This is a genomic window from Rhodoferax sp. SPJ21 (genome assembly GCF_058216335.1).
In genome coordinates this window covers 539,563-561,080 of record NZ_JBYZMO010000003.1, presented here as the reverse complement: position 1 = coordinate 561,080, position 21,518 = coordinate 539,563, and the positions used below count along the sequence as shown (strand labels likewise).

25 protein-coding genes are annotated in these 21,518 nt (G+C 62.3%); 17 read left to right on the top strand and 8 right to left on the bottom strand.

Translation table 11 applies throughout. The features are described 5' to 3' along the window. The first annotated feature begins 23 nt into the window (after positions 1-23). The 4 genes from tauA to speB all read left to right on the top strand — a co-directional run bounded on the left by tauA (position 24) and on the right by speB (position 3,769). Positions 24-1,025, top strand: coding sequence for a taurine ABC transporter substrate-binding protein (gene tauA / locus AC4BBN_RS17835; RefSeq protein ID WP_490593341.1), 1,002 nt, complete (start codon positions 24-26; stop codon positions 1,023-1,025). A gap of 78 nt (positions 1,026-1,103) precedes the next feature. Beyond that, complete coding sequence (locus AC4BBN_RS17830) at positions 1,104-1,892, top strand: taurine ABC transporter ATP-binding protein (protein ID WP_490593340.1); 789 nt, start codon at positions 1,104-1,106, stop codon at positions 1,890-1,892. Next, the gene (locus tag AC4BBN_RS17825) at positions 1,885-2,763 is read left to right on the top strand and encodes an ABC transporter permease subunit (RefSeq protein WP_490593339.1); all 879 of its coding nucleotides are present in this window, start codon (positions 1,885-1,887) and stop codon (positions 2,761-2,763) included. The genes AC4BBN_RS17830 and AC4BBN_RS17825 overlap by 8 nt, the downstream gene beginning before the upstream one ends. A 25-nt stretch (positions 2,764-2,788) precedes the next feature. Continuing rightward, on the top strand, positions 2,789-3,769 hold the full coding sequence (gene speB / locus AC4BBN_RS17820) for an agmatinase (RefSeq protein WP_490593338.1): 981 nt from the start codon (positions 2,789-2,791) through the stop codon (positions 3,767-3,769). 10 nt (positions 3,770-3,779) lie between these two features. Here the strand turns inward: speB and pdxR are convergent, their stop codons facing one another. Further along, positions 3,780-5,324 (bottom strand): MocR-like pyridoxine biosynthesis transcription factor PdxR, encoded by a 1,545-nt coding sequence (gene pdxR / locus AC4BBN_RS17815; protein ID WP_490593337.1) that lies wholly within the window; start codon positions 5,322-5,324, stop codon positions 3,780-3,782. A gap of 181 nt (positions 5,325-5,505) precedes the next feature. Here pdxR and AC4BBN_RS17810 point away from each other — a divergent pair, with 181 nt between their 5' ends. From AC4BBN_RS17810 to AC4BBN_RS17790, 5 genes are all read left to right on the top strand, one after another. Then, positions 5,506-5,922 carry a nuclear transport factor 2 family protein gene (locus AC4BBN_RS17810; RefSeq protein ID WP_490593336.1) on the top strand — a complete coding sequence of 139 codons (417 nt, stop codon included), beginning with the start codon at positions 5,506-5,508 and terminating at the stop codon, positions 5,920-5,922. Further along, positions 5,919-7,307, top strand: coding sequence for an NAD(P)/FAD-dependent oxidoreductase (locus tag AC4BBN_RS17805; RefSeq protein ID WP_490593335.1), 1,389 nt, complete (start codon positions 5,919-5,921; stop codon positions 7,305-7,307). The genes AC4BBN_RS17810 and AC4BBN_RS17805 overlap by 4 nt, the downstream gene beginning before the upstream one ends. Further along, on the top strand, positions 7,294-8,223 hold the full coding sequence (locus AC4BBN_RS17800; protein WP_490593334.1) for an EamA family transporter: 930 nt from the start codon (positions 7,294-7,296) through the stop codon (positions 8,221-8,223). Before AC4BBN_RS17805 ends, AC4BBN_RS17800 begins: the two co-directional genes overlap by 14 nt. Positions 8,224-8,421: 198 nt before the next feature. Further along, on the top strand, positions 8,422-8,829 hold the full coding sequence (locus AC4BBN_RS17795) for an SH3 domain-containing protein (protein WP_490593333.1): 408 nt from the start codon (positions 8,422-8,424) through the stop codon (positions 8,827-8,829). A gap of 3 nt (positions 8,830-8,832) precedes the next feature. Next, positions 8,833-9,786: an alpha/beta hydrolase gene (locus AC4BBN_RS17790; RefSeq protein WP_490593332.1), complete on the top strand. Its 954-nt coding sequence runs from the start codon at positions 8,833-8,835 to the stop codon at positions 9,784-9,786. Here the strand turns inward: AC4BBN_RS17790 and AC4BBN_RS17785 are convergent. Beyond that, complete coding sequence (locus tag AC4BBN_RS17785; protein ID WP_490593331.1) at positions 9,772-10,677, bottom strand: YihY/virulence factor BrkB family protein; 906 nt, start codon at positions 10,675-10,677, stop codon at positions 9,772-9,774. The two genes, AC4BBN_RS17790 and AC4BBN_RS17785, sit on opposite strands and share 15 nt — an antisense overlap. 209 nt (positions 10,678-10,886) lie before the next feature. Here AC4BBN_RS17785 and AC4BBN_RS17780 point away from each other — a divergent pair, with 209 nt between their 5' ends. From AC4BBN_RS17780 to AC4BBN_RS17760, 5 genes are all read left to right on the top strand, one after another. Beyond that, a complete protein-coding gene (locus AC4BBN_RS17780; protein ID WP_490593330.1) occupies positions 10,887-11,462 on the top strand; it encodes a BON domain-containing protein in 576 nt (191 codons plus the stop codon). A 280-nt stretch (positions 11,463-11,742) separates the two neighbouring features. Then, a complete protein-coding gene (locus AC4BBN_RS17775) occupies positions 11,743-12,654 on the top strand; it encodes a transglutaminase-like domain-containing protein (protein WP_490593329.1) in 912 nt (303 codons plus the stop codon). A gap of 27 nt (positions 12,655-12,681) precedes the next feature. Further along, positions 12,682-13,053, top strand: coding sequence for a DUF4398 domain-containing protein (locus tag AC4BBN_RS17770; protein ID WP_490593328.1), 372 nt, complete (start codon positions 12,682-12,684; stop codon positions 13,051-13,053). 18 nt (positions 13,054-13,071) lie between these two features. After that, positions 13,072-13,962, top strand: a complete 891-nt coding sequence (locus tag AC4BBN_RS17765) for an OmpA family protein (protein ID WP_490593327.1) — start codon at positions 13,072-13,074, stop codon at positions 13,960-13,962. A 208-nt stretch (positions 13,963-14,170) separates the two neighbouring features. Beyond that, the gene (locus AC4BBN_RS17760) at positions 14,171-14,584 is read left to right on the top strand and encodes an antibiotic biosynthesis monooxygenase (RefSeq protein ID WP_490593326.1); all 414 of its coding nucleotides are present in this window, start codon (positions 14,171-14,173) and stop codon (positions 14,582-14,584) included. Between the two features lie 107 nt (positions 14,585-14,691). Here AC4BBN_RS17760 and AC4BBN_RS17755 read toward each other — a convergent pair whose 3' ends face one another. From AC4BBN_RS17755 to AC4BBN_RS17730, 6 genes are read right to left on the bottom strand one after another with little or no spacing between them, the layout of a single operon-like run. Then, positions 14,692-15,222, bottom strand: a complete 531-nt coding sequence (locus AC4BBN_RS17755; protein ID WP_490593325.1) for a dihydrofolate reductase — start codon at positions 15,220-15,222, stop codon at positions 14,692-14,694. Then, the gene (locus AC4BBN_RS17750) at positions 15,186-16,016 is read right to left on the bottom strand and encodes a thymidylate synthase (protein ID WP_490593324.1); all 831 of its coding nucleotides are present in this window, start codon (positions 16,014-16,016) and stop codon (positions 15,186-15,188) included. Before AC4BBN_RS17750 ends, AC4BBN_RS17755 begins: the two co-directional genes overlap by 37 nt. Positions 16,017-16,018: 2 nt before the next feature. Next, positions 16,019-16,333 carry a CcdB family protein gene (locus tag AC4BBN_RS17745; RefSeq protein ID WP_490593323.1) on the bottom strand — a complete coding sequence of 105 codons (315 nt, stop codon included), beginning with the start codon at positions 16,331-16,333 and terminating at the stop codon, positions 16,019-16,021. 2 nt (positions 16,334-16,335) lie between these two features. Then, the gene (locus tag AC4BBN_RS17740; protein ID WP_490593322.1) at positions 16,336-16,575 is read right to left on the bottom strand and encodes a type II toxin-antitoxin system CcdA family antitoxin; all 240 of its coding nucleotides are present in this window, start codon (positions 16,573-16,575) and stop codon (positions 16,336-16,338) included. A gap of 42 nt (positions 16,576-16,617) precedes the next feature. Beyond that, a complete protein-coding gene (locus tag AC4BBN_RS17735; RefSeq protein WP_490593321.1) occupies positions 16,618-18,129 on the bottom strand; it encodes an FAD-binding oxidoreductase in 1,512 nt (503 codons plus the stop codon). A gap of 15 nt (positions 18,130-18,144) precedes the next feature. Then, positions 18,145-18,525 carry a DUF2069 domain-containing protein gene (locus tag AC4BBN_RS17730; protein WP_490593320.1) on the bottom strand — a complete coding sequence of 127 codons (381 nt, stop codon included), beginning with the start codon at positions 18,523-18,525 and terminating at the stop codon, positions 18,145-18,147. Between the two features lie 21 nt (positions 18,526-18,546). Here AC4BBN_RS17730 and AC4BBN_RS17725 point away from each other — a divergent pair, with 21 nt between their 5' ends. The 3 genes from AC4BBN_RS17725 (at position 18,547) to AC4BBN_RS17715 (ending at position 21,516) form a co-directional block, all read left to right on the top strand. Beyond that, positions 18,547-19,824 carry a YihY family inner membrane protein gene (locus AC4BBN_RS17725; RefSeq protein ID WP_490593319.1) on the top strand — a complete coding sequence of 426 codons (1,278 nt, stop codon included), beginning with the start codon at positions 18,547-18,549 and terminating at the stop codon, positions 19,822-19,824. Positions 19,825-20,016: 192 nt separating this feature from the next. Next, positions 20,017-20,250 (top strand): hypothetical protein, encoded by a 234-nt coding sequence (locus AC4BBN_RS17720; protein ID WP_490593318.1) that lies wholly within the window; start codon positions 20,017-20,019, stop codon positions 20,248-20,250. A gap of 288 nt (positions 20,251-20,538) precedes the next feature. After that, complete coding sequence (locus AC4BBN_RS17715) at positions 20,539-21,516, top strand: ABC transporter substrate-binding protein (RefSeq protein WP_490593317.1); 978 nt, start codon at positions 20,539-20,541, stop codon at positions 21,514-21,516. The last annotated feature ends 2 nt before the right edge of the window (positions 21,517-21,518 follow it).

Sequence of the window (21,518 nt, the reverse complement as noted above, 5' to 3'; positions counted from 1 at the left end):
ACCCCAACCTACCGGAGTATTGAATGATGTCTTACCGCCCCTTGCCACGCTGGATGGCCGCGTGCGCCCTTGCCGTTTCGGGTATTGCCCAGGCCCAGACCAAGGAGGTGACTTTCGCCCACCAGGATATGGTGTTCCCATACCGTACGGTCATGGAGTCGGGCGAGTTGGAAAAGGCTACCGGCTACAAGATCAACTGGCGCATGTTTGGCGGCGGTGGCGATGTGATCAAGGCCATGGCATCTGGCGATGTGCAAATTGGCGAGGTGGGATCGAGCCCGCTGGCCGCTGCCACCAGCCAGGGGCAAGACATCAAACTGGTCTGGATTCTGGACGATATCGCCAGCTCTGACGTGCTGGTGGCCCGCAATGGCGCGGGCATCAGCAGCTGGAAGGATTTGAAGGGCAAGAAAGTGGCTGTGCCGTTCGTTTCCACCGCTCACTATTCGCTGATGGTCGGCATGAAGCTGGCCGGCGTGGATGCCAAGAGCGTGAGCGTGATGAACATGCGGCCACCTGAAATTGCTGCCGCATGGGAGCGCGGCGACATTGACGCCAGCTTCATCTGGGACCCCGTGCTGTCCAAGATTCGCCGCAGCGGTACCACGATTGCCACTTCCGGCGACGTAGGAAAGCAGGGCTTCCCCACGTTTGATGGACTGGTTGTCAACGCCAAATGGGCGGCCGAGAACAAGGGCTTTGTCGTGGCGCTGGTGAAGGCGATCTCCAGGGCCGACGCGGAATACCGTGCCAACGCCGCCAAGTGGACGGCCACCTCTCCACAAGTGAAGGCGATTGCCAAGTGGACCAAGGCCGATGAAAAAGACGTGCCGGACGCCATGGCCGCCTTTGTGTACCCTGACACCACTGCCCAGTTGTCCAGCACTTGGCTGGGTGGCGGCGCTGCCAAGACATTGGCCAACACCTCGATGTTCCTCAAAGAGCAAGGCCGCCTGCAAGAGGTCAAGCCCGACTACAACGCCTTCGTTGACACCAGCTACCTGGTCGAAGCGCTGAAGAAGTAAACGCATTGCCGATAGCAGGCGCGGCCCTTGCGAGAGGGCTCGGCCTCTCTTTTCGGTCCCTATTTCCCAAGGCGAGCCATGCCCACACTGGATATCCAAGACCTTACCGTTCACTACGCCGTGCAAGGCGGATCTTTGCAAGCGTTGGCGCCTGTCAACCTGCGCATGCAGGGAGGCGACTTCGTTGTCGCGCTGGGTGCATCAGGCTGCGGCAAGACCACCTTGCTTAACTGTATTGCCGGATTTTTAGCACCGTCCTCCGGCAGGATACTGCTGGATGGTCAGCCCGTGACCGGTCCAGGGGCCGACCGTGGCGTTGTGTTCCAAAAGCACACCTTGATGCCCTGGCTGTCGGTGCGCGACAACGTAGCCCTGGGCTTACGCCTGCGTGGCGTCGGCAAGGCCGAACGCCACCGCGTGGCTGACGAGAAACTTGCCCTGGTGGGCCTGCAGAAGTATGCCGACCGCGCAGTGTATGAACTGTCAGGCGGTATGCAGCAGCGGGTGGGTATTGCCCGCGCGTTGGCCTGCGACCCGGCCGTGCTGCTGATGGACGAACCCATGGGTGCGTTGGACGCCTTCACCCGTGAGACAGTGCAAGAGACGCTGCTGCAAGCCTGGAATGCATCCAACAAGATGGTGTTTTTCATCACCCACTCGGTAGAAGAGGCGCTGTTTCTGGCCACCCGTCTGATCGTAATGAGCCCCAGCCCTGGCCGCATTTCACATGTCTACGACGACGTGCCGTTTTCACGCCAGTTCCTGGCCCATGGCAATTCGCGCCGGGTCAAGTCTGAGCCGGAGTTCATCCGCATGCGTGAAGAAGTTTTGTCCATCATCCACCAACGCGAGCTTGCCCATGCCTGATGCCACTCTCAGTGCGCCGCCCCTGGCTGCAACCCCCACTGCAACCATGGTCGGAGCGGCCAAACCCGCGCCCACGCCCAAGACCAGTTCTTTCCGCCGGCCAGGCGACGGCACAAGTGCTGCCATCAGCATGGTGGCCATGCTGGTACTGCTGCTACTGTGGTTTGTAGTCACCAACATGGGCTGGATCAAGCCGATGTTTTTGCCTTCGCCCCAGGCGGTTCTGGCACAGTTTTACCAGTACCTGTCTGGCCAGGCCAACGACCGGCCGCTGTGGGAGCATTTGCTGGCCAGTTTGGGCCGGGTGTTTGCTGCTTTTGTGCTGGCCTGTCTTACCGCCATTCCGCTGGGTATTGCTATGGGCATGTCGCGGGTGGTGCGGGGCATTTTTGACCCGCTGATCGAGTTGTACCGCCCGCTACCGCCGCTGTCCTACCTGCCATTGGTCATCATTTGGTTTGGCATTGGAGAACTACCCAAGGTGCTTCTGATCTACCTTAGCTGTTTTGCGCCGCTGGCCATGGCGGCCCGCTCTGGCATGCGCAGCGCATCTAGCGAGCAAATCAACGCCGCCTATTCCATGGGCGCCAGCTACCTGCAGGTGGTGCGCCATGTGGTGTTGCCCAGCGCTTTGCCCGAGACCCTGGTGGGCATGCGCATTGCCGTAGGATTTGGTTGGGGAACCCTGGTGGCGGCCGAGATGGTGGCGGCCAATGTCGGTCTGGGGCAGATGGTGCTGAATGCATCCAACTTTCTGCGCACGGACATTGTGGTCATGGGCATCGTGGTGATCGGTACCGTGGCCTATCTGTTCGACCTGCTGATGCGCTGGGCCGAACACCGCCTGGTACCCTGGAAGGGCCGGGTCTGAACTTTGCCGAGATTGAAAGAGCGCCATGACTGTGAATAAGTTTTTGCCCATCACCGGCTCGGTGATGCCGCGCTACGCGGGGGTTGCCACGCTGATGCGCCTGCCCTGGATCGGCCTGGATGACCCAGATCTGCACCAGGTGGACATTGGCCTGGTCGGCGTGCCCTGGGATGGCGGTACCACCAACCGGCCGGGTGCCCGCCACGGCCCGCGCCAGGTGCGCGATATTTCGACCATGGTGCGCAACGTCAACCGCGCCAGCGGCCTCGCACCTTTTGCGTTGTGCAATTGCGCCGACATGGGCGACACGCCAGTAAACCCGGTGGACCTGATGGATTCGCTGGCGCGCATCGAGGCGTTTTATGGCCAGCTGTGCGCTGCCAACATTGCACCGCTATCGGTGGGCGGGGACCATCTGGTCAGCTTGCCCATCTTGCGTGCTTTGGCCAAAAAAGGGCCGATTGGCATGGTGCATTTTGATGCCCACACCGATACCTGGGACCGCTACTTTGGCGACTTTAAATACACCCACGGCACGCCATTTCGCCGCGCCATCGAGGAGGGGTTGCTGGACCCCAAGAGGGTTGTACAGATCGGCATCCGTGGCGCCTTGTACAGTGACGCTGAAGACACCTGGGGCCAAGAGCAGGGCATCCGCGTCATTGACATTGACGAGTTCCACCGCATGGGTGTGGAGGCGGTGGTGGCAGAAGCGCGCCGCGTGGTGGGCGATGGCGCCACCTACGTCAGCTTTGATGTAGATGCGCTGGATCCTGTGTATGCGCCTGGCACGGGCACGCCCGAGATTGGCGGTATGACGACGCTAGAAGCCCAGCACCTGGTGCGTGGCCTGCAAGGTCTCCATTTGGTGGGGGGGGACGTGGTGGAGGTGTCGCCACCGTTCGACCCCAGTGGTTCAACGGCGCTGGTCGGGGCGACGCTGATGTTTGAAATCTTGTGTGTGCTGGCTGACAGCGTGCACCGCCACAAGCCGCAGGCAGCCTGATCGCGCGTTGCTAGGCCACCAGGCGGATCGCTGACGTCTGGGCCCGCAGCTGGCGCACGGCCCGCGCCAGGGCGGCCACTCCCGCTTCGATTTGCTGCATGGGGATCGACGAGAGCCTCAATCGGAAGTACGGGCAAGGCACAGGAGGCTGGGCAAAAAACACCGCCCCGGCTTCTATCAGCACGCCGTGCTGGCGCGCCATGGCCGCCAGCGTGTCCGAGTCCATGCCCTCAGGGGCCTCCACCCACAACGATGCGCCGCCACGCGGCAGCGTGAAGCGAAAGTCCGGCAAATGCTGTTGCAGCGAGGCGCCCACCAGGGACAAACGTTGCAGCATTTCCTGGTTAACGCGGCGCGCATGCGACTCATGGTGACCTAGCGACAGGAACATGGCGTAGGTGTGCTGCAGCAGCGCGCTGGGGTGGCGCAGCATGGCGTGGCGCAACAGCCGTAGCTCCTGGATGAAGTTCGGTTCGGCCACGATATAGCCAAGGCGCAGTGCGGGCGACAGGCTTTTGGACAACGAGCCGATGTAGACCACGCGCCCGGCCTTGTCTAGGCTTTTGAGCGCGGGCATGGGGTTGCCCTCGTACAGGGTGTCGGCCTCGTAGTCGTCTTCAATCACCACAAAGTCGTGCAGCTCGGCCTTGCGCAGCAGCCATTGACGGCGCTCCAGTGCCATCACGTGCGTGGTGGGGCTCTGGTGCGAAGGCGTCACAAACACATAATCTACCTCGGGCATGCCATCGACGACCAGGCCGTCGGTGTCCACCGGCAGGTTGACTAGCTGCGGCCCGCGCACCGAAAAGCTGTTGCGTGCATGCGGGTGCCCGGGCTCTTCCAAGCCTACTCGGGTTTGCGGGTCGAACAAGGCCTCGGCTAGTAGGTAGTAAGCATGTTGTGCTCCTACTGTGATGAGGATTTCTTCGGCCCGGGCGAACACGCCGCGCTGTGGAAGCAGGCGCAGGCGGATCTGCTCGATCAGGCTGGCAACATCATCGGTTTCCAGGTCAGGTGTCCACTGCGGTACCTGCACCCGGCTCAGGCTCAGGGTGCAGCATTCCCGGAAGTCCTCTACAGGAAAGAGCTTGGGGTCGCAGGCGCCATAGACAAAGGGGTAGGGGTAGTCACGCCAGCGTGCGGGTTTGGCCAGTGTAGGCCGTCCGCCCAATGAGCGCAGTACCCGTTGCGACCAGTTGGGCTGGTGCCCGGTCTCCGCTGGGTGGGTGCGGAATGGGTCATCCAGTGTGGCGACTGCGTCGACCGACACCGGGCGTGCATTGTTCGATACAAAAACACCCTTGCGCAATCGGGAATCGAGGTAGCCATCGTCTACTAGCTGCTGGTAGGCGGCGGTGACCGTATTGCGGCTCATGCCCAGCAGTGTCGCCAGGTCACGCGACGAGGGCAGGGCGGTGCCGGGCGAGAGACGGTGGTCCAGAATGGCTTGCACCACGGCTAAACGTAGCCGCGCTTGCAGTGGCATGCCGGGTTGCACAGGAAGCTGAAAGAGCTGCTCCCATTGTGGGGTGCTGGTGGCGGGTTTGCGGCTCATGTCGTGGTGGAGGTGGCTGCACTTTCGCGGTGCATTGCTTCCGCTGTGGTGCATTGCGCAGAGGGTCTGGCGTTCTCGATAGTGGGCATCTGGCTCTTTGGTTCCAGGTGGTGGATCTCTAACCTTGGTGTCAAGGCGGTACGCAGTGTCACCGCAACTATCGAGCCAATGGAGTCCCCCCTTGAACCCTTCAGTTTCTGTTGTTACCGTTGCCACCCTGGAGGCATTCAGTGCCGCCTGGAACCGGCATGATTTGCCTGCGTTAATGGCCTACATGCACCCTGACTGCGTGTTTGAAACGGTTGGTGGTGCCGAGGTGTTTGGCACCCGCCACACCGGCTTACAAGCCGTGGCCCAGGCCTTTGCCGCAGCGTGGCAAGCCTTCCCCGATGCCCGATGGCTGCACGGCCAGCATTTCGTGGCGGGCGAGCGGGGTGTATCGCAATGGACCTTCTGCGGCACCGCTGCCGATGGCAGTCGGATAGAGGCCGACGGGGTTGACGTGTTCACTTTCCGTGATGGGCTGATCCTGGTGAAAAACGCCTTCCGCAAAGACCGCCCACGGCTACCCGCCATTGCCGCAGGAGCCACGCCATGAACGCCCGCGTACCGACGCTGGGCCACACTGCCTACCAGCCCGGATATGACCCGCTGGTGTCGTCGAATCCCGGGCACAACCAAGCGTATGCGCCCACGTATTGGGCTTCCACCGCAGGACCTGTGCCGCAGGATGATGGTCCGGTGCAGGGCGATATCGACGTCGACGTAGCCATCATCGGTTCTGGCTTTACCGGCCTCGCGACAGCCTTGTTTTTAGCGCGCCACCACGGCATCAAGGCGGTGGTGCTGGAGGCCAACCAGGTTGCCTGGGGCTGTACCAGCCGCAATGGCGGCCAGGGGCAGAATGCCACCGGTCGCCTGTACCGCTCGCAGTGGATTGGCCGATGGGGGCTGGACACAGCGCGCCGCCTGGATGCCGAAGTGCGCTACGGCTTCGACACCTTCAAGTCGCTGGTCGCCGAGATCGACTGTGACCCCCAGCCTGGCGGCCATTTGTATGTGGCGCACCGCGAAAAGAAGATGGCATTTCTACGCAATGAAGCCTCAGTGATGCGCCAGAAATTTGGCTACGACACCCACATGCTGACCGGTGATGAGGTGCGCCGCCTGTACTGCAACGACCAGGAGGCCGCCGGTGCCCTGCATGAGCCAGAGGGCGTGTGCGTGCACCCCTTGAAGTTGGCCTACGGCTACCACCGCATGGCGCGCGCACTGGGCGCCAAAGTGCATACCGCAAGCCCTGTCACCGGCTGGGCGACGCACGGCCAGACGCACCACCTGCGCACCCCGGGCGGTGTGGTGCGAGCCCGCGCCGTAGGCATTGCCACTGGGGCGTATACCGCGCCGGACCTGCACCCTGGATTGCGCAATCGCTACATGCCGGTGCTTTCCAACAGCATCGTCACCCGTCCGCTCACAACAGCAGAGCTGGAAGCCACGAACTTTTTGACCCATGAGGCCATCACCGACACCCGTACCCTGCGCCACTACTACCGCTTGTTGCCCGACAACCGGGTTCAGATCGGTAGCCGTAGTGCTATTACCGGGGCCGATGCCAGCCGCGAGGCGCACTACCGCCTGTTGCTGGAGGGCCTATACCGAAAGTTCCCACCGCTTCGGGGTATCCAGATCGACTATTCATGGTGGGGCTGGGTGGACGTGAGCCACGACATGATGCCCCGCATCGTGCAGCCAGACCCACTGCACAGCGTGTTCTACGCGCTGGGCTACGGTGGCAACGGCGTATCGTTTTCGGCACACGCCGGGCGGCGTATGGCCGAGCGTATCGCTGGCTTGTCGGACCCGGCGTTCGACCTGCCCATTTACAACAGCCCGCTGCCTGGTCACCTGTTTGCCCCCTTTCGCCGCATAGGCCAAAGTTTGCTCTACCGTTGGTACGCCTTGCGTGATGAAGTCCTCTAGCCCCCCCGCAGGATTTACGCAGCGCGACTACCTGCAAGCGCTGGCCGTGGTGGTCATCTGGGGGCTGAACTTCGTGGTCATGAAGATCGGACTGCCCGGGCTGGGGCCTATGCTGTTGGGTGCGTTGCGCTTTGCGGCAGCGTCGCTGCCGTTCATCTTCTGGGTGCGCCGACCCCAGGTGCCCTGGCGCTACCTGGTGGGGTATGGGCTGGTGCAGGGTGTCGGCCAGTTTGGACTGCTCTTCACGGGCATCCAGATGGGCATGACGGCCGGTATGGCTTCTGTCGTCATGCAGGCGCAGGCGTTTTTTACCTTACTGCTGGCAGTGCCTTTGTTGGGCGAGCGGGCACGTGGTTACCAGTGGGCCGGGCTGTTGCTGTCGGCTGTGGGCCTGGGCCTGTTGGCGGCCGCGCACGGCGACAGGCCCGGGCAGATGACTCTGGTTGGCTTTTTGCTGACCCTCGGTGCGGCGCTCATGTGGGCGAGTTCCAATCTGGTGGTGCGCTGGATGGGCCGGGTGGCGCCCAGTTATGACCCTCTGGCCTTCATCGTCTGGACCAGCCTGGTGCCGGTGCTTCCATTCCTGGCGCTTGCCGTGGCAGCCGATGGTTTCGCTGCAACCGTACATACCTTGATCGGCTTGGGGCGGCGCCAAGCTCTGGCGGTGGCGTTTCTGGCGCTATTGGCGACATTGCTGGCGTATACGCTGTGGACAGGTTTGCTTAAACGGCACCCGGTGGCGCGGGTGGCTCCGTATTCACTGCTGGTTCCCGTCGTGGGTCTAGCGGCTGCGTACGCGGTGCTGGGCGAGCAGATGCTGCCCCTGCAGTGGCTGGGCACACTAGCCGTGCTGCTCGGCCTGGTGGTAAATCAATTTGGAGGGCGGGTGGCGCAGTGGATGCGTCTGCTGAAATAGGTTTTTGATGCCTCTGGCCTGGGTGTGCGGCTGCAGCAACGTCTTTTATGCCTGCTTGGAAGGGTGCCCGGGGGCAATCGCTCTGCTTTCATGGGTGGGGTGTACCGTGTACCGTCTTGGCTGGCTTGCGTCCATAAGCGCTTGGCGTTCAAATACTGAGCATGCCGCGCGCCGGTGCGGGCACAACTGGAGGCCACGATGGCGGATGAATCCAAAGGCTTTTGGGCCAGCATTCCGGGCATGTTGACGGGTTTGGCAGCCGTGATCTCAGCATTAACGGGGCTCTATGCACTATGGGCCAAAGATGCACCGGCAGCCAAGGAGCCCGCGGCGGCGCAACCGGTTCCGTTGTCGCAGGTGGCCGTCGTGGCCCCTGCTGTCCCTGTGCTCCATGATCCGTTCATTTTGTCGGCGGTGATTTCCGATCCTGACGGCTTTACCAATGTGCGCAGTACGCCGGCTGCCACCGGCCAGGTTGTGGTGAAGCTGCAGGCGGGGGAGATCTTTCGTACCTTCCGCCAGGATGGCAACTGGTGGCAGGTCAAGACCCCGGAAGGGCGGATAGGCTATGTGCATGTTTCGCGGATTCAACTGAAGTCGGACTGATCAATGTTTCTTTCCTTTTTTGTGCGCCAAGTGTTCTGTGCCTGTGTCGGGGCGGCTTTCTTATGCACGGCTGCCCAGGCCGGCCCGCTGCGCGACCGCCTGCTGGAGCGGCGCGCAGCCCAGCAGGAGCAAGGCCTGGAGGACGATGGCCCGGAGGGCACGTTGACGCTGCCTGCCGGAGCCCGCGTGCTGCGTGATGTGGTCTTTGGCCCGGATGCGCTGCAGCGGCTGGATGTCTACCTGCCGGCCCAGCCTGTGGGTGCGCCGGTGCTGTTCATGGTGCACGGCGGTGCTTGGCGGGTGGGGGACAAGGCTGCTGCGGCGGTAGTGCAGAACAAGCTGGCGCGATGGGTGGGCCAGGGCTTCATCTTCGTGTCGGTGAACTACCGCATGTTGCCGCAGGCCGATGTGCTGGTGCAGGCACAGGACGTGGCGCGAGCTTTGGCGGCGGCCCAGCAGCAGGCGGCGGGCTGGGGCGGCGATGCGGGCAAGTTCATCCTCATGGGGCATTCGGCCGGGGCGCATTTGGTGGCCTTGCTGGATGCTGCGCCAAGCCTTGCGCCGGGCGTGCGCCCCTGGCTGGGCACGGTAGCTTTGGACAGCGCGGCGCTAGACGTGCCGCAGATCATGCAGGCACGGCATTTGCGCCTATACGACACGGCGTTTGGCAGTGACCCCGCTTTTTGGCGCCAGGTCTCGCCGGCACATGTGCTGCAAGCCTCTGCAGCACCGCTGCTGGCCGTATGCTCCACCCGCCGTAGCGACTCCTGCGCGCAGGCGCGGCAGTTTGTGGACCGGGCCACGGCACTGGGGGTACACGCCACCGTGCTGGAGCAAGACCTGTCGCACCGCGACATCAACCAGCAACAGGGGCTGGAGAGCGGCTACACCCGCGCGGTGGAGTCTTTCATGGGCGGGTTGGATGCTACCGTGCAGCGCTTGCTAGCCCCGCACTGATGCCTGTGCCGAGCCTGCCCGGGACCCGAAGGTGTTGGCGTACCCCCAGGTGAATTCAGCGCCTATGAGAAAGATCTGCGCCGAGTAGTACACCCACAGCAAGATCACTACCAGCGAGCCGGCCGCGCCGTAGGCCGATGTGACACCGCTGCGGCCCACGTACAGGCCAATCAGCGACTTGCCCACGGTGAACAGCAAGGCCGTGAAGATGGCGCCAATCCATACGTCCTTCCATTCCACGCGGGCGTTGGGCATGAGCTTGTAGATTAGGGCAAACATGGCGGCCACCAGGGCAAAGCCGCCCACGGCATTGGCCACGGCGGCCACCAGGAACCAGCCGCCAAACACCGGCTCCAGCCAGCGCTCGGTGGCGGTAAGCCCGGCGCTGACCACCAGGGACACCATCAGCAAGAAGCCTATGGCCAGGATCATGCCGAACGACAGGAGGCGCGCCCGCACCAGTGCGATCCAGCCGCGCTCGCTGTCTTGCGCGGGCACACGCCAGATACGGTTCAGCGCGTTTTGCAACTCGCCGAACACCGAGGTGGCGCCTATGAACAGCAGGGCCAGGCCCAGCAGCGTGGCCAGCGTGCCCTCGGCCGGCTTGTGCACGCTGACCAACAGGCTCTGCACGGCATCCGCACCCTGCTCGCCCATAAAGGACTGCAGCTGCGCCGCGATCTCGCCGCGCGCGGCGGTTTCGCCAAACACCAGGCCGGCCACCGAAATGGCGATCAGCAACATGGGCGCTAGCGAAAACAGCGTGTAGTAGGCCAGTGCCGCGCCCATGCTGGACGCGTAATCATTCACCCAGGATTGCGCTACCTGGGTGATCAGCTTCCAGCTGTTGCGGGCAGTTATGGGAGTGGTGGCAGGTGGAGCGGTATTCATCTGGCTGCATCGTCGCGCAATTGGTCGCCGTAGCCTACCAGCCATAGGCGCTAGGCGCTGTCAGACGTTGCCTACAGGCAGGGCGTAGGACTGGGCTTACAGGCAAGCTGCCGCTGGGCCGATAGAAATTTACAGGCAGCCGGCCAACAATCCTTCCATAGCTCGCCGTGCTCACAACGGCATTCATACGATATTAGAAAGAGACCTTTATGCACACCCAACTAGAACGTTACGCCGCCAAAGTCCTGTTGACCACCGCCATCTCCATGTCCCTCATGGCCTGCAGCAAGCCGGTGGACACGGCTGCCAGCATGCCCAGTACGACAGTGGGTACCGAGATCGACGACACCGTGGTGACGGCCAGCGTACGGTCCGCCCTGCTGGCCGACCCCGATGTGAAGAGCCTGGACGTCAAGGTGGAGACCCGCAAGGGCGAAGTTCAACTCAGCGGCTTTGTGGACAACCTGGCCCAGGCTGAGCGCATCAGCGCCATCGTCAAGGGGGTTCAGGGCGTCAAGACCATAGACAACAAAATGGCCATGAAGACCGCCGACACCACGGTCGGTAACAAGGTGGACGACGCCATCGTCACCACCCGCGTCAAGGCCGCACTGCTGGCCGACGAGAGCGTGAAAAGTTTCGACATCGCCGTGGTGACCCGCAAGGGCGAGGTGCAGCTCAGCGGCTTTGTGGAAAACCAGGGCCAAATCGACCGCGCAATACAGGTGGCACGTGCCGTGGAAGACGTGCACAGCGTCAGCAACCAGATGACCCTGAAGAAGTAGCGCGTTCCCGCGCGCGGATAGGACCATCTGACCGCGCTGCGTTACCCGCCACCCCCTGGTACCGCCAGCGGGTGGTTTTTTTTGGTTTTTTAGCGTGTTATAAGCCCGCGGTGCATATAAAACAAGCGTGTAGTGCTATAAAAAATAGAGCGTAAGTGGTGGGCCTTGTAGGTGCATGGCCCTGTCTGGTTGCTGTGCTTGTCCTACCGTGGGGCGCGTTGGTGTCCGCTTCTGGGCCTGGGGGCTTCTGCCTAGACTGGCTGTAGACCAACGCATCGCCATGACCACCACCCAGTTCCCTTCCAAGCCTCCCCCGGTGCGACTCCAGTTTTCGATTGGCTTGGACTACGCCATCTCTGCGCCCGCATGTGACTTTATCTTCAACATCCATGCGGCCCAGACTGCCCACCAGACCGTGGTGGCCGAGGCCCTCACGGTTAGCCAGCCCGTACCCCATACGCTGTACACCGACCCCGTAACGCAAAACCGCTATCTGCGGCTGACGGCCGCCACCGGATCGTTGAACGTGCACTACGAGGCGACGGTGGAGCTGGCCCATTTCGCCGCGCTGCCAGAGGACATCCACGAGGTGGGCGTGGCAGACATCCCGGGCGAAGTGCTGCCGTACCTGCACCCTAGCCGCTACTGTCCATCCGACCGGCTGCATCGGTTGGCCATCAATGAGTTTGGTGGGCTGCCGCCTGGCTATAGCCGGGTACTGGCTATCCATAACTGGGTGATCAGCCGAGTGAACTTTGCCTCCAATTCGTCCTATGGCAACACCACGGCTATCGACACCCTGGTGGACCGCGTGGGAGTGTGCCGCGACTTCGCGCATCTGATGATCGCCCTGTGCCGCGCCGTCAGCATACCGGCGCGCTTTACCACCGGTATCGACTACGGTGCCGACCCCACCCTGGGCCCGACCGATTTCCACGCCTATGTGGAGGTCTTTCTAGGCGACCGCTGGTACATCTTTGACGCGTCCGGCGTAGCCGTACCCATGGGCTTTGTGCGCCTGGGCATAGGCCGCGACGCCGCTGACTCGGCCTTTGCCACCCTGTTTGGCGCCGTCACCGGCAGTGCCCCGGTGGTGCATATCGAGGCCATCCCCAATGCGCTAGGCAAGCTGGTCTTGCCAAGGCACGTAACGCATGGCCTGTCTACCGACGGCCAGGCGCAGGCTTTCTGAATTCCTTTTTTTCCACCGGAGATATCTATGACAAAAATGACTTGGCCCTTGGCCATGAGCGCTGCCGCCCTGGCACTGCTGGTTGGTTGCAGCAGCATGAAAACCCCGGCTACCGCCGATGTCGCTGTATCCAAAGCCGCAGTAGACAACGCGGCCGGAGCCGGCGGGGCAGAGTTCGCGCCACTGGAGATGGCCTCGGCCCGCGAGAAATTGACCGCCGCCCAGAGGGCCATGGCCAGCAAGGACTACAAGCTGGCCGCAGCGCTGGCGAACCAGGCCCAGGCCGACGCCAAGCTGGCCCAGGGCAAGGCCAACTCCGCCAAGTCGCAGGCCGCTGCCGATGCGATGCAAGACAGCGTGCGCGTCCTGCGCGAAGAACTCGACCGCGCCAGCAAGTAAATCCAAAGAAAGAACACCATGAAGAAACTCTACGCCACCCCCGTCGCACTGGCCCTGGCTGTACTGCTCGGCGCCTGCAGCTCCATGCCCACCAGCACCAGCTTGCTGGAGCAAACCCGTAGTGATTACCAAGTGGTCCAGGCGAATCCGGATGTCAACCGGTTTGCCCCGGTTGAACTCAAGCAGGCCGGCGATGCGCTGGCGCAGGCCAATGCCTCGGCCGACCACAAGGACAAGCCGGAAAAGGTGGACCAGCTGGCCTACCTGGCCAAGCAGAAGATAGCGCTGGCGCGTGAAGCCGCAGCCCAGAAGGCGGCCGAAACCGACATCGTGAAGGCCGGCAAGGAAAGCGATGCGCTGCGCCTGCAGCAACGCTCGAACGAAGTCGACCAGGCCAAGGCCAATGCGCTGGCAGCCCAGCAAAATGCCATGGTCGCCCAGGGTGACGCAGCCGACGCCCAGCGCAAGACCGAAGAAGCCCGTGCTCGAAACGCCCAGCTCGAAGCCCAACTGGCCGACCTGTCCGCCAAGAAGACCGAGCGTGGCATGGTCATCACCCTGGGCGACGTGCTGTTCGGCACCGACCAGGCGCGCCTGACGCCAGACGGCATGCGCACCGCACAGAAGCTGGCCGACGTGCTACAGCAAAACCCGCAGCGCAAGGTTCTGGTCGAAGGCTTTGCCGACAGCACTGGCAGCACAGCGCACAACCAGGAGCTGTCAGAACGCCGGGCCAACGCAGTACGCGGTGCCTTGCAAGGCATGGGCGTGGCGGTTGATCGCGTGAGCATCCGTGGCTACGGCGAAGCCTATCCGGTGGCGGCGAATGACACGGCGCTGAACCGCCAGATGAACCGCCGCGTGGAAATCGTGCTGTCGGACGATACCGGTAGAACGCAGCAGCGTTAACCCACGGCAAGTCCGTTCGGCCTTGCACACAGGGTTGAACGGCGATCGCTCTTAAATTGATAGCTGGTTGCGCAGATTCTTCCTGTGCTACAGGTCAATCGGGCTTGAACCGTTGCGCGCGGAAAAGCCCTCGTTTTTGCCAGATCGACACCCACGGTTACGATCGCCCGGGAAAGGTGCTTTCACCCGATCCCCGAGGCTGCAAAACATGTATTTCGTCTCTATTACCCGCCTGCGCATCCGCGCTTGGCGCTATTTGCCGTTGTTCTTTTGGGACGCCCTGCGAACCGGCAAGCAGGCCAGACAAGCCAGCGGCAACCTGTCTATGGCCGTGTTGCCAGACGCCAAACACACTTACTGGACGCGTACCGTCTGGGCCGACGAAGCCTCCATGCGCCAGTACATGTCCTCGGGCGCCCACGGCAAGGCCATGCGCAAGCTGCTACTTTGGTGTGACGAAGCCTCTGTGGTGCACTGGACGCAAGACACAGCCGAGCCGCCTTCGTGGCCCCAGGCCTACGACCGCATGGTCCAGCAGGGCCGTAAATCCAAGGTCAAATACCCCTCGGATGCGCATCTGCGGTTTGAAATCGACAGGCCGGTGGTAGGCGGTTCGGCTTAGTACGTGGCCGCCAAGTAACCCTCTTGGCTAACCATCTAGATTCTTTGGATCAAATAGGCCGCTAACGCAAGTATTCTGTGCGGAAGCAGCTATCAAAAATGTAGTATTTAGGCCACGCGCTGCAGGCGCACAAAGCTGAACGGCAGGCCTGTGCTGCTGGTGTGTGCTTCGCGGTTGGTTTCGGTCCATTCGGGGCCGAAGCGGGGTGCGTAGGCATCGCCCTCAAAGTCTTGGCCGATCTCGGTGACCACAGCGGTGTGCGCCAGAGGCAGGGCCTGCGCATAGATCTCGGCGCCACCGATGACCCAGGCATCGGCATCGGCCGGGCACAGCGCTGCTGCTTCGGCAATCGACCCAGCGCGCACGGAGCCTTCGGCATGCCAGTCAGTTTGCCGCGTCACCACGATGTTCAGGCGGCCAGGTAAAGGGCGGAAGCGCGGCGGCAATGAATCCCAGGTCTTGCGGCCCATGATGACCGGGCAGCCCAGCGTGGTGCGCTTGAAGTGCGCCAGGTCTTCGGGCAGGTGCCATGGCAGGGCGCCGTTTACGCCAATCACGCCATTGGCCGCGCGGGCAAAAATCACATGCAGCTGGGCCATGCTTACACCGCCACCGGCGCTTTGATCGCCGGGTGGCATTGGTAGTCCAGCACTTCGAAGTCTTCGAATTCGTAGCTGAAGATGTCGGCCGGCTTGCGTTTGATGTGCAGCGTGGGGTAGGCGTAGGGTGCGCGGCTGAGTTGCTCGTTCACCTGGTCCACATGGTTGCTGTAGATGTGGCAGTCGCCCCCGGTCCAGATGAAGTCGCCCACCGCCAAGTCGCACTGCTGCGCCACCATGTGCGTGAGCAGCGCGTAGCTGGCGATGTTGAAGGGCACGCCCAGGAAGATGTCGGCACTGCGTTGGTACAGCTGGCAGCTCAGTTTCCCGTCCGCTACGTAGAACTGGAAGAACGCGTGGCAGGGCATCAGCGCCATCTGGTCCAGGTCGGCAACGTTCCAGGCGCTGACGATGATGCGGCGGCTGTCGGGGTTGGTCTTCAGGGTCTTGATGACCTCGGCGATCTGGTCGATGTGGCCACCCGGATTTTCAGGGGTAGGCTTGGGCCAGCTGCGCCATTGCACGCCATACACCGGGCCCAGGCTACCGTCAGGCCGGGCCCACTCGTCCCAGATGCTCACGCCGCGCTCTTTCAGCCAGTTGTTGTCGCTGCTGCCCTGCAGAAACCACAGCAGCTCCTGGATGATGGAGCGCAGGTGCACCTTCTTGGTGGTGACCAGGGGGAAGCCTTCGTTCAGGTCAAAGCGCATCTGGTGGCCGAACAGGCTGCGTGTGCCGGTGCCGGTGCGGTCGGTCTTGGCCACGCCGGTGGTGTGCACCAGGCGCATGAAATCTTCGTATTGGGAGCGGATGGGGCGGGAATCTAGTGTCATGGTCAAAACGATCCAAATAGCAAATCCAGCGCCGCAAGGATGTCGGTCTGGTGGTCAATCAGGCTGCCCACGGACTTCTTCAGTCCAGAGACGGGAAAGGCCGCAAGTGCAGTACTGTCCAGCACCACCGCCACACCGGCGATTTCGAACTGGGGGTTCAGGTCGCGCATGGGCGGGCCGAAAACAGCGGCAGCGCGCAATGGCACCACGATGCGGGTGTTGACCCTGTCGATAAAGTTGTTTTGTACATCGAGCAGAAACGGGGTGGTAGCCCGCATCGCCTCTTCGGGGTGCGGGTACACATCAAATCGGGCCATGATCAAAAAGTGCGGTACTGGGCCAGCGGCAGGCCTTCGGCGGCGATGCGGGCGTTGTAGTGGTCAATGGCGTCTTTGTTCTCTGCGTTCCAGCGCTCCCAGTAGATGCGCTTGACCTCGGCGGCCAGCAGCGCATCCACGGTTTGCGACACATTGATCCCCAGCGTGCGGGCCAATTCCAGCGTCTTGGTGTTCAGCGTGAGGTTGGTGGCTTTTTTGGGGGCTGTGGCGAAATCCAGCATGGAGAACTCCAAAAATAATGCGCATAGTATATGCGCATGATTCTAGGTGTTTGTTGCCGCCGCCTGTACCACCCGGCCCGGGTTCATCAGGTTCTGCGGGTCCAGCGCCTGTTTGATGCCGCGCATCAGCTGTAGTGCCACCGGCGATTTGTAGTGCTCCAGGTGGCCGACCTTCAGGCTGCCCACGCCGTGCTCGGCAGAGATCGAGCCGCTGTGCGCCACTACCGCGTCGAACACGATGGAGTTGACCTCGGCTTCCTTGTCCCGCAGGAACTGGGCCGGGTCACCTTCGGCCGGGGCCTGCACGTTGTAATGCAGATTGCCGTCGCCCAGGTGGCCGAAGTTGACCAGGCGCACGCCCGGTATGCGCTCTTGCAGCAGCAGGTCGGTGCTGCGCACGAATTCTGGGATACGGGACACCGGGATGGAGATGTCGTGCTTGATGTTCAGCCCCTCTTCGGCCTGGGCCATGGAGATGCTTTCGCGCACATGCCACAGGGCGTGGGCCTGGGCCAGGTTCTCGGCCACCACGGCATCGGTCACGCACCCTTGCTCTAAGGCCAGTTCCAGCAGGTTTTCGAACTGGGTGCGCGCATGGGCTTCGGACTCGTTGTCCGAATTTTCCAGCAGCACGCAGTAGGGTACCCCCACGCTCCCCACTTCGTGTGGTTCGCTGCCCCCCGAGGGGGCTGCGCCTGGCTTGGGGCGGCCCGGCGCGGCGGCGGGCGTATCCAGGTACAACGGTACGCGCTGCTGCGGGAAGTGCTTGGCTACCAGGCTGAGGGCGAACTGGCCCATCACCTCGAAGCCGGTCAGGCCCGCGCCCAGGTGTTGGTGCGCCAGGCCCAGCAGCGTGACGGCTGCGTCCAGGCTGGGCACTGCGGCCCAGGCGGTGAGCTGGGCGGCCGGCTGCGGATACAGCTTCATGGTGGCAGCGGTGATGATGCCCAGCGTGCCTTCGCTGCCCACAAACAGGTTGCGCAGGTCGTAGCCGGTGTTGTCCTTGCGCAGGCCGCTTAGGCCGTCCCATACGTCGCCCTGGGCGGTGACCACTTCCAGGCCCAGGCATAGCTCGCGCGCATTGCCGTAGCGCAGCACCTGGGTGCCGCCTGCGTTAGTGGAAAGGTTGCCGCCGATGGTGCAGCTGCCCTCGGCGGCCAGGCTCAGAGGGAACAGGAAGCCGGCTTTGTCCGCCGCCTCTTGCAGGCTTTGCAGAATGCAGCCGGCCTCTACCGTCATGGTCAGGTTGGCGCCGTCGATGGCGCGCACGGCATGCATGCGCTGCAGGCTCAGTACCACTTGCGTGCCCGAGGTGTCCGGCGTGCTGCCCACCACCAGGCCGGTATTGCCGCCCTGGGGCACGATGCTGACGCCGGCGGCCGCGCAGGCCTTGACCACCGCCGCCACTTCGGAGGTGCTGCCGGGGCGCACCACGGCCAGGGACTTGCCACGGCTGCGTTTGCGCCAGTCGTTCTCGTAGGCGCTGAGGTCGCCCTCGGTCAGCACGTTGTGTGGGCCTACGGCCAGGCGCAGGCTATCAATCAGGTTTTGCATAAGAAGGGGGAGAGATTAAGTTGCCGGGACCGCGGCCTTGGCATGTTTGAAGCGCAGGCGCACATGCAACGCGCAGGCCGCGAACAGGCTGACGCACAGCAGTGCTTCGGCCAGGGCGTACCAGCGGCTGGGTGCTGCGTCGCTATAGGCGCGCACCACGCCCTCGGTGAAGTACAGCCATACCATCAGGCTGACCCAGCGGTAGGTGTACATACGGTTCTTCAGCAGGCCTATCAGCGGCACGCACAGGGGCAGGGCTTTCAGGGCCAGCACCACGCTGCCCGGGCGCAGCGGCGCCAGCACCAATTCCCAGGCCAGGCTGAGCACAATCAGCCCCAGCAGGCTGCCTACCGCGACGGCGCGGCTCCATTGCACAGATTGGGTGTTTGTAAACATAGCGATGGCATCATAGCGGCCATGCCTACCCGCCATATTTCTCGCTTAACTTCCCGTTTGATACCCCGCCTTGTTCGCCTATCTCAGCGTTTTGACCAGTTTCTTAAAGACCTGTCGCAATTCCCCTGGAGAATCACTGCCCACACCTTGCGCGAGCGCTTCCGTGAGGACCGCCTGGGCCTGACCGCCAGCAGCCTTACCTTCACTACGTCGCTGGCCCTGGTGCCATTTTTTACCGTGGCGCTGGCTATCTTTACCGCTTTTCCGATGTTCGGCACGGTGCAGAGCGTGCTGCAGCGCTGGCTGGTGCAAAGCCTGATCCCGGACAGCATTGCGCGCCAGGTGCTGGGCTATATGACCCAGTTCGCCAGCAAGGCAAGCAAGCTGGGTAGTGTGGGCCTGGCGGCGGTGCTGTTCACCGCCCTGGCTTTGATTTTGACCATAGACCGCACGCTGAACGCCATCTGGCGCGTGCGCCGTGCCCGGCCGCTGGGCCAGCGGGTGCTGATTTACTGGGCCGCCATCACCCTGGGGCCGCTGTTGCTGGGCGCGAGCCTGGCGCTGACCTCGTATGTGCTGTCGGCCTCGCGTGACCTGGCCGACAACCTGCCCGGCGGCGTACGCTTTTTGTTCAGCCTGCTGCAGATGGGCCTGCTGGCCGCCGGCATGGCCGCGCTGTACCGCTTTGTGCCGAATACCCGCGTCAAATGGAGCCATGCCTGGGTGGGCGGCATCTTTGTGTCGCTGGGTATTGAGGTGGCCAAGCGCTTGTTGACCCTGTACCTGGCTTTTGTACCCACCTACTCGGTGGTGTACGGCGCGTTTGCCACCTTGCCCATCATGCTGGTGTGGATCTACCTGGCCTGGGTGATTGTGCTGCTGGGCGCGGTGACTACGGCCTACCTGCCCAGCCTGCTGCAGGGTGTGGCCCGCCGGGCCACCACCCACGGCTGGCATTTCTTGCTGGCGATAGAGGTGCTGCAGCAGCTGTACCGTGCCCAGAGCAGGGGGGAAAAAGGCTTGACCATGGCCCAGCTGGGCCAGGCCTTGCAGGTCGATGCGCTGCACCTGGAGCCCGTGCTGAACACCTTGAGCAGCCTGGACTGGGTGGGCCGGCTGGACGAGGTGGTTGAAGAGGGCGCACCACTGCGCGAGCCGCGCCTGCTGCTCTTGGTCAACCCCGACACCACGGCGCTGCTGCCCTTGGTGGAGCAGCTGCTGCTAACGCCCGCGCCCGCCCTGGAAAATTTATGGAAAAAGAGCGACCGGCGCAGCATGTGTCTGCGCGACGTGCTCTGAATTCAATAGCAGTGAAGGTCTTAATGGCACCTCCGGCTCTCGAGCCGCCCAGGGTGTTGCCGGGAACCATTGAAATTTAAGGACCCAGCTGATTCACAGCGCACGGACTTGCCTCGTTTTACGATTGGAATAGAAGGCAAACGTCATCGGTGTGCTTAGATAGAGTCAAGTCATAGCCAGGAAATACTCAAAATGATGGATTGGATTCCGATAGTCTTGGTAACGTTCAAGGCGCTCGTGCTCGGCGTGGGCATGTTCTTCGCCATCAAGTGGCACTACGATCAAGGGAAGAAGGCGGATGAGAAGCGCGCGGTACTACGTTCAGTTGTCAAGGTGGCCGCAGTCTTCGTGTTGTTGCTCGTGGGCCTGGTGCTCGTCACCTTCGCCCTGGCCAAAATGCTCGGTTTGGACTTGACCTACCCATGACGCCAAAGAGTGGTCGGCCGATTTGGTGAGTTGCGCCCAAGGCAAGGCCGAACAAGTCCCTCGCGGTCTGCACCTTGCATTCCATTCCGATCGAGGGCACGCAGTCTCGCGCAGACTTATTCAGCGTCGCCCTACGGTGGTTTCCGCAAAATTCGCAGCTGCATGCCTGATGTGCAGGCTGACTGTACGTGTCTAGAATGTTTATAACGGGATGTGCGCGTAGCTTTGCACACTTCTGCGATAGAGATGCAAGTGGTTGTAGTCACCAACAACGTCTGGGGCCAAAGAATGAGAATTTCCACCACTTTCATGGGCCTCTGCGCCTTGGCTGGATTGCTATGCTTCAGCCGTTTCGCGCAGTCAGCACCGCTTACGCTGGCGATAGCGGATTTGCCTGCGTTTTCCACGGCATTGATTGCCGAAGACCAGGGGTACTTCGCTGCCGAGGGGCTTGACCTGAAGACCATCCACTGCGTGAACGGTAAACGGTGTCTCAAACACCTGACCGACGGAGAGGCCCATTACGCGACCGTGGCCGACACGCCGGTCGTTCTGTCCGCGATGGGTGGGGGCAAATTCGAGATCCTTACGCAGCTTGGCACTACATCACGGGAGAACCACTTCCTGGCGCGCTCGGACCGTGGCATCCGCGTCGCAGCGGATCTCAAGGGTAAGCGCATCGGAATTCTGAGGGGCACATCCGCCCACTATTTCGCCGATACCTTGCTGTTGTTTAATGGCGTGGGGCCCTCCCAAGTGACGCTGGTGCCGCTGGATAGCACCGATGCCGCAGGCCCGTTGATTCGTGGCGAGGTGGATGCTGCGGGCCTTTACAACCCGGTCTGGCAAAAGGCGCAGGCAGCCATAGGCGGGCAGTTGGTAACTATTCCCAACCCCAATGTTTTTTCGGTGACCACTGTCGTGGTGGGTATAAGCGCTGCCGCAGGTGGCAAAGAGGCCGACGCTATCAAATTACTGCGAGCTTTGAAGCGAGCAGACAAGCTCATTGACGATGAGCCAGCCAAGGCGCGATCTATTGTTGCCACCCGTTTGAAATTAGCAAAGGGGGACATCGACGCTATGTGGAGTGACTATGACTTCAACTTGTCACTTTCCCAGCAATTGATTTCTGCACTGGAGGCGCAAACGCGTTGGGCATTGCGTGAGTCTCTTGTGCCCGGCGGGAAAATGCCCGACTACCTGGATTATGTTGATGTGGCCCCGCTGCGGGCGATAGATTCCAAGGCCGTTTCTATTTTCAAATAGCT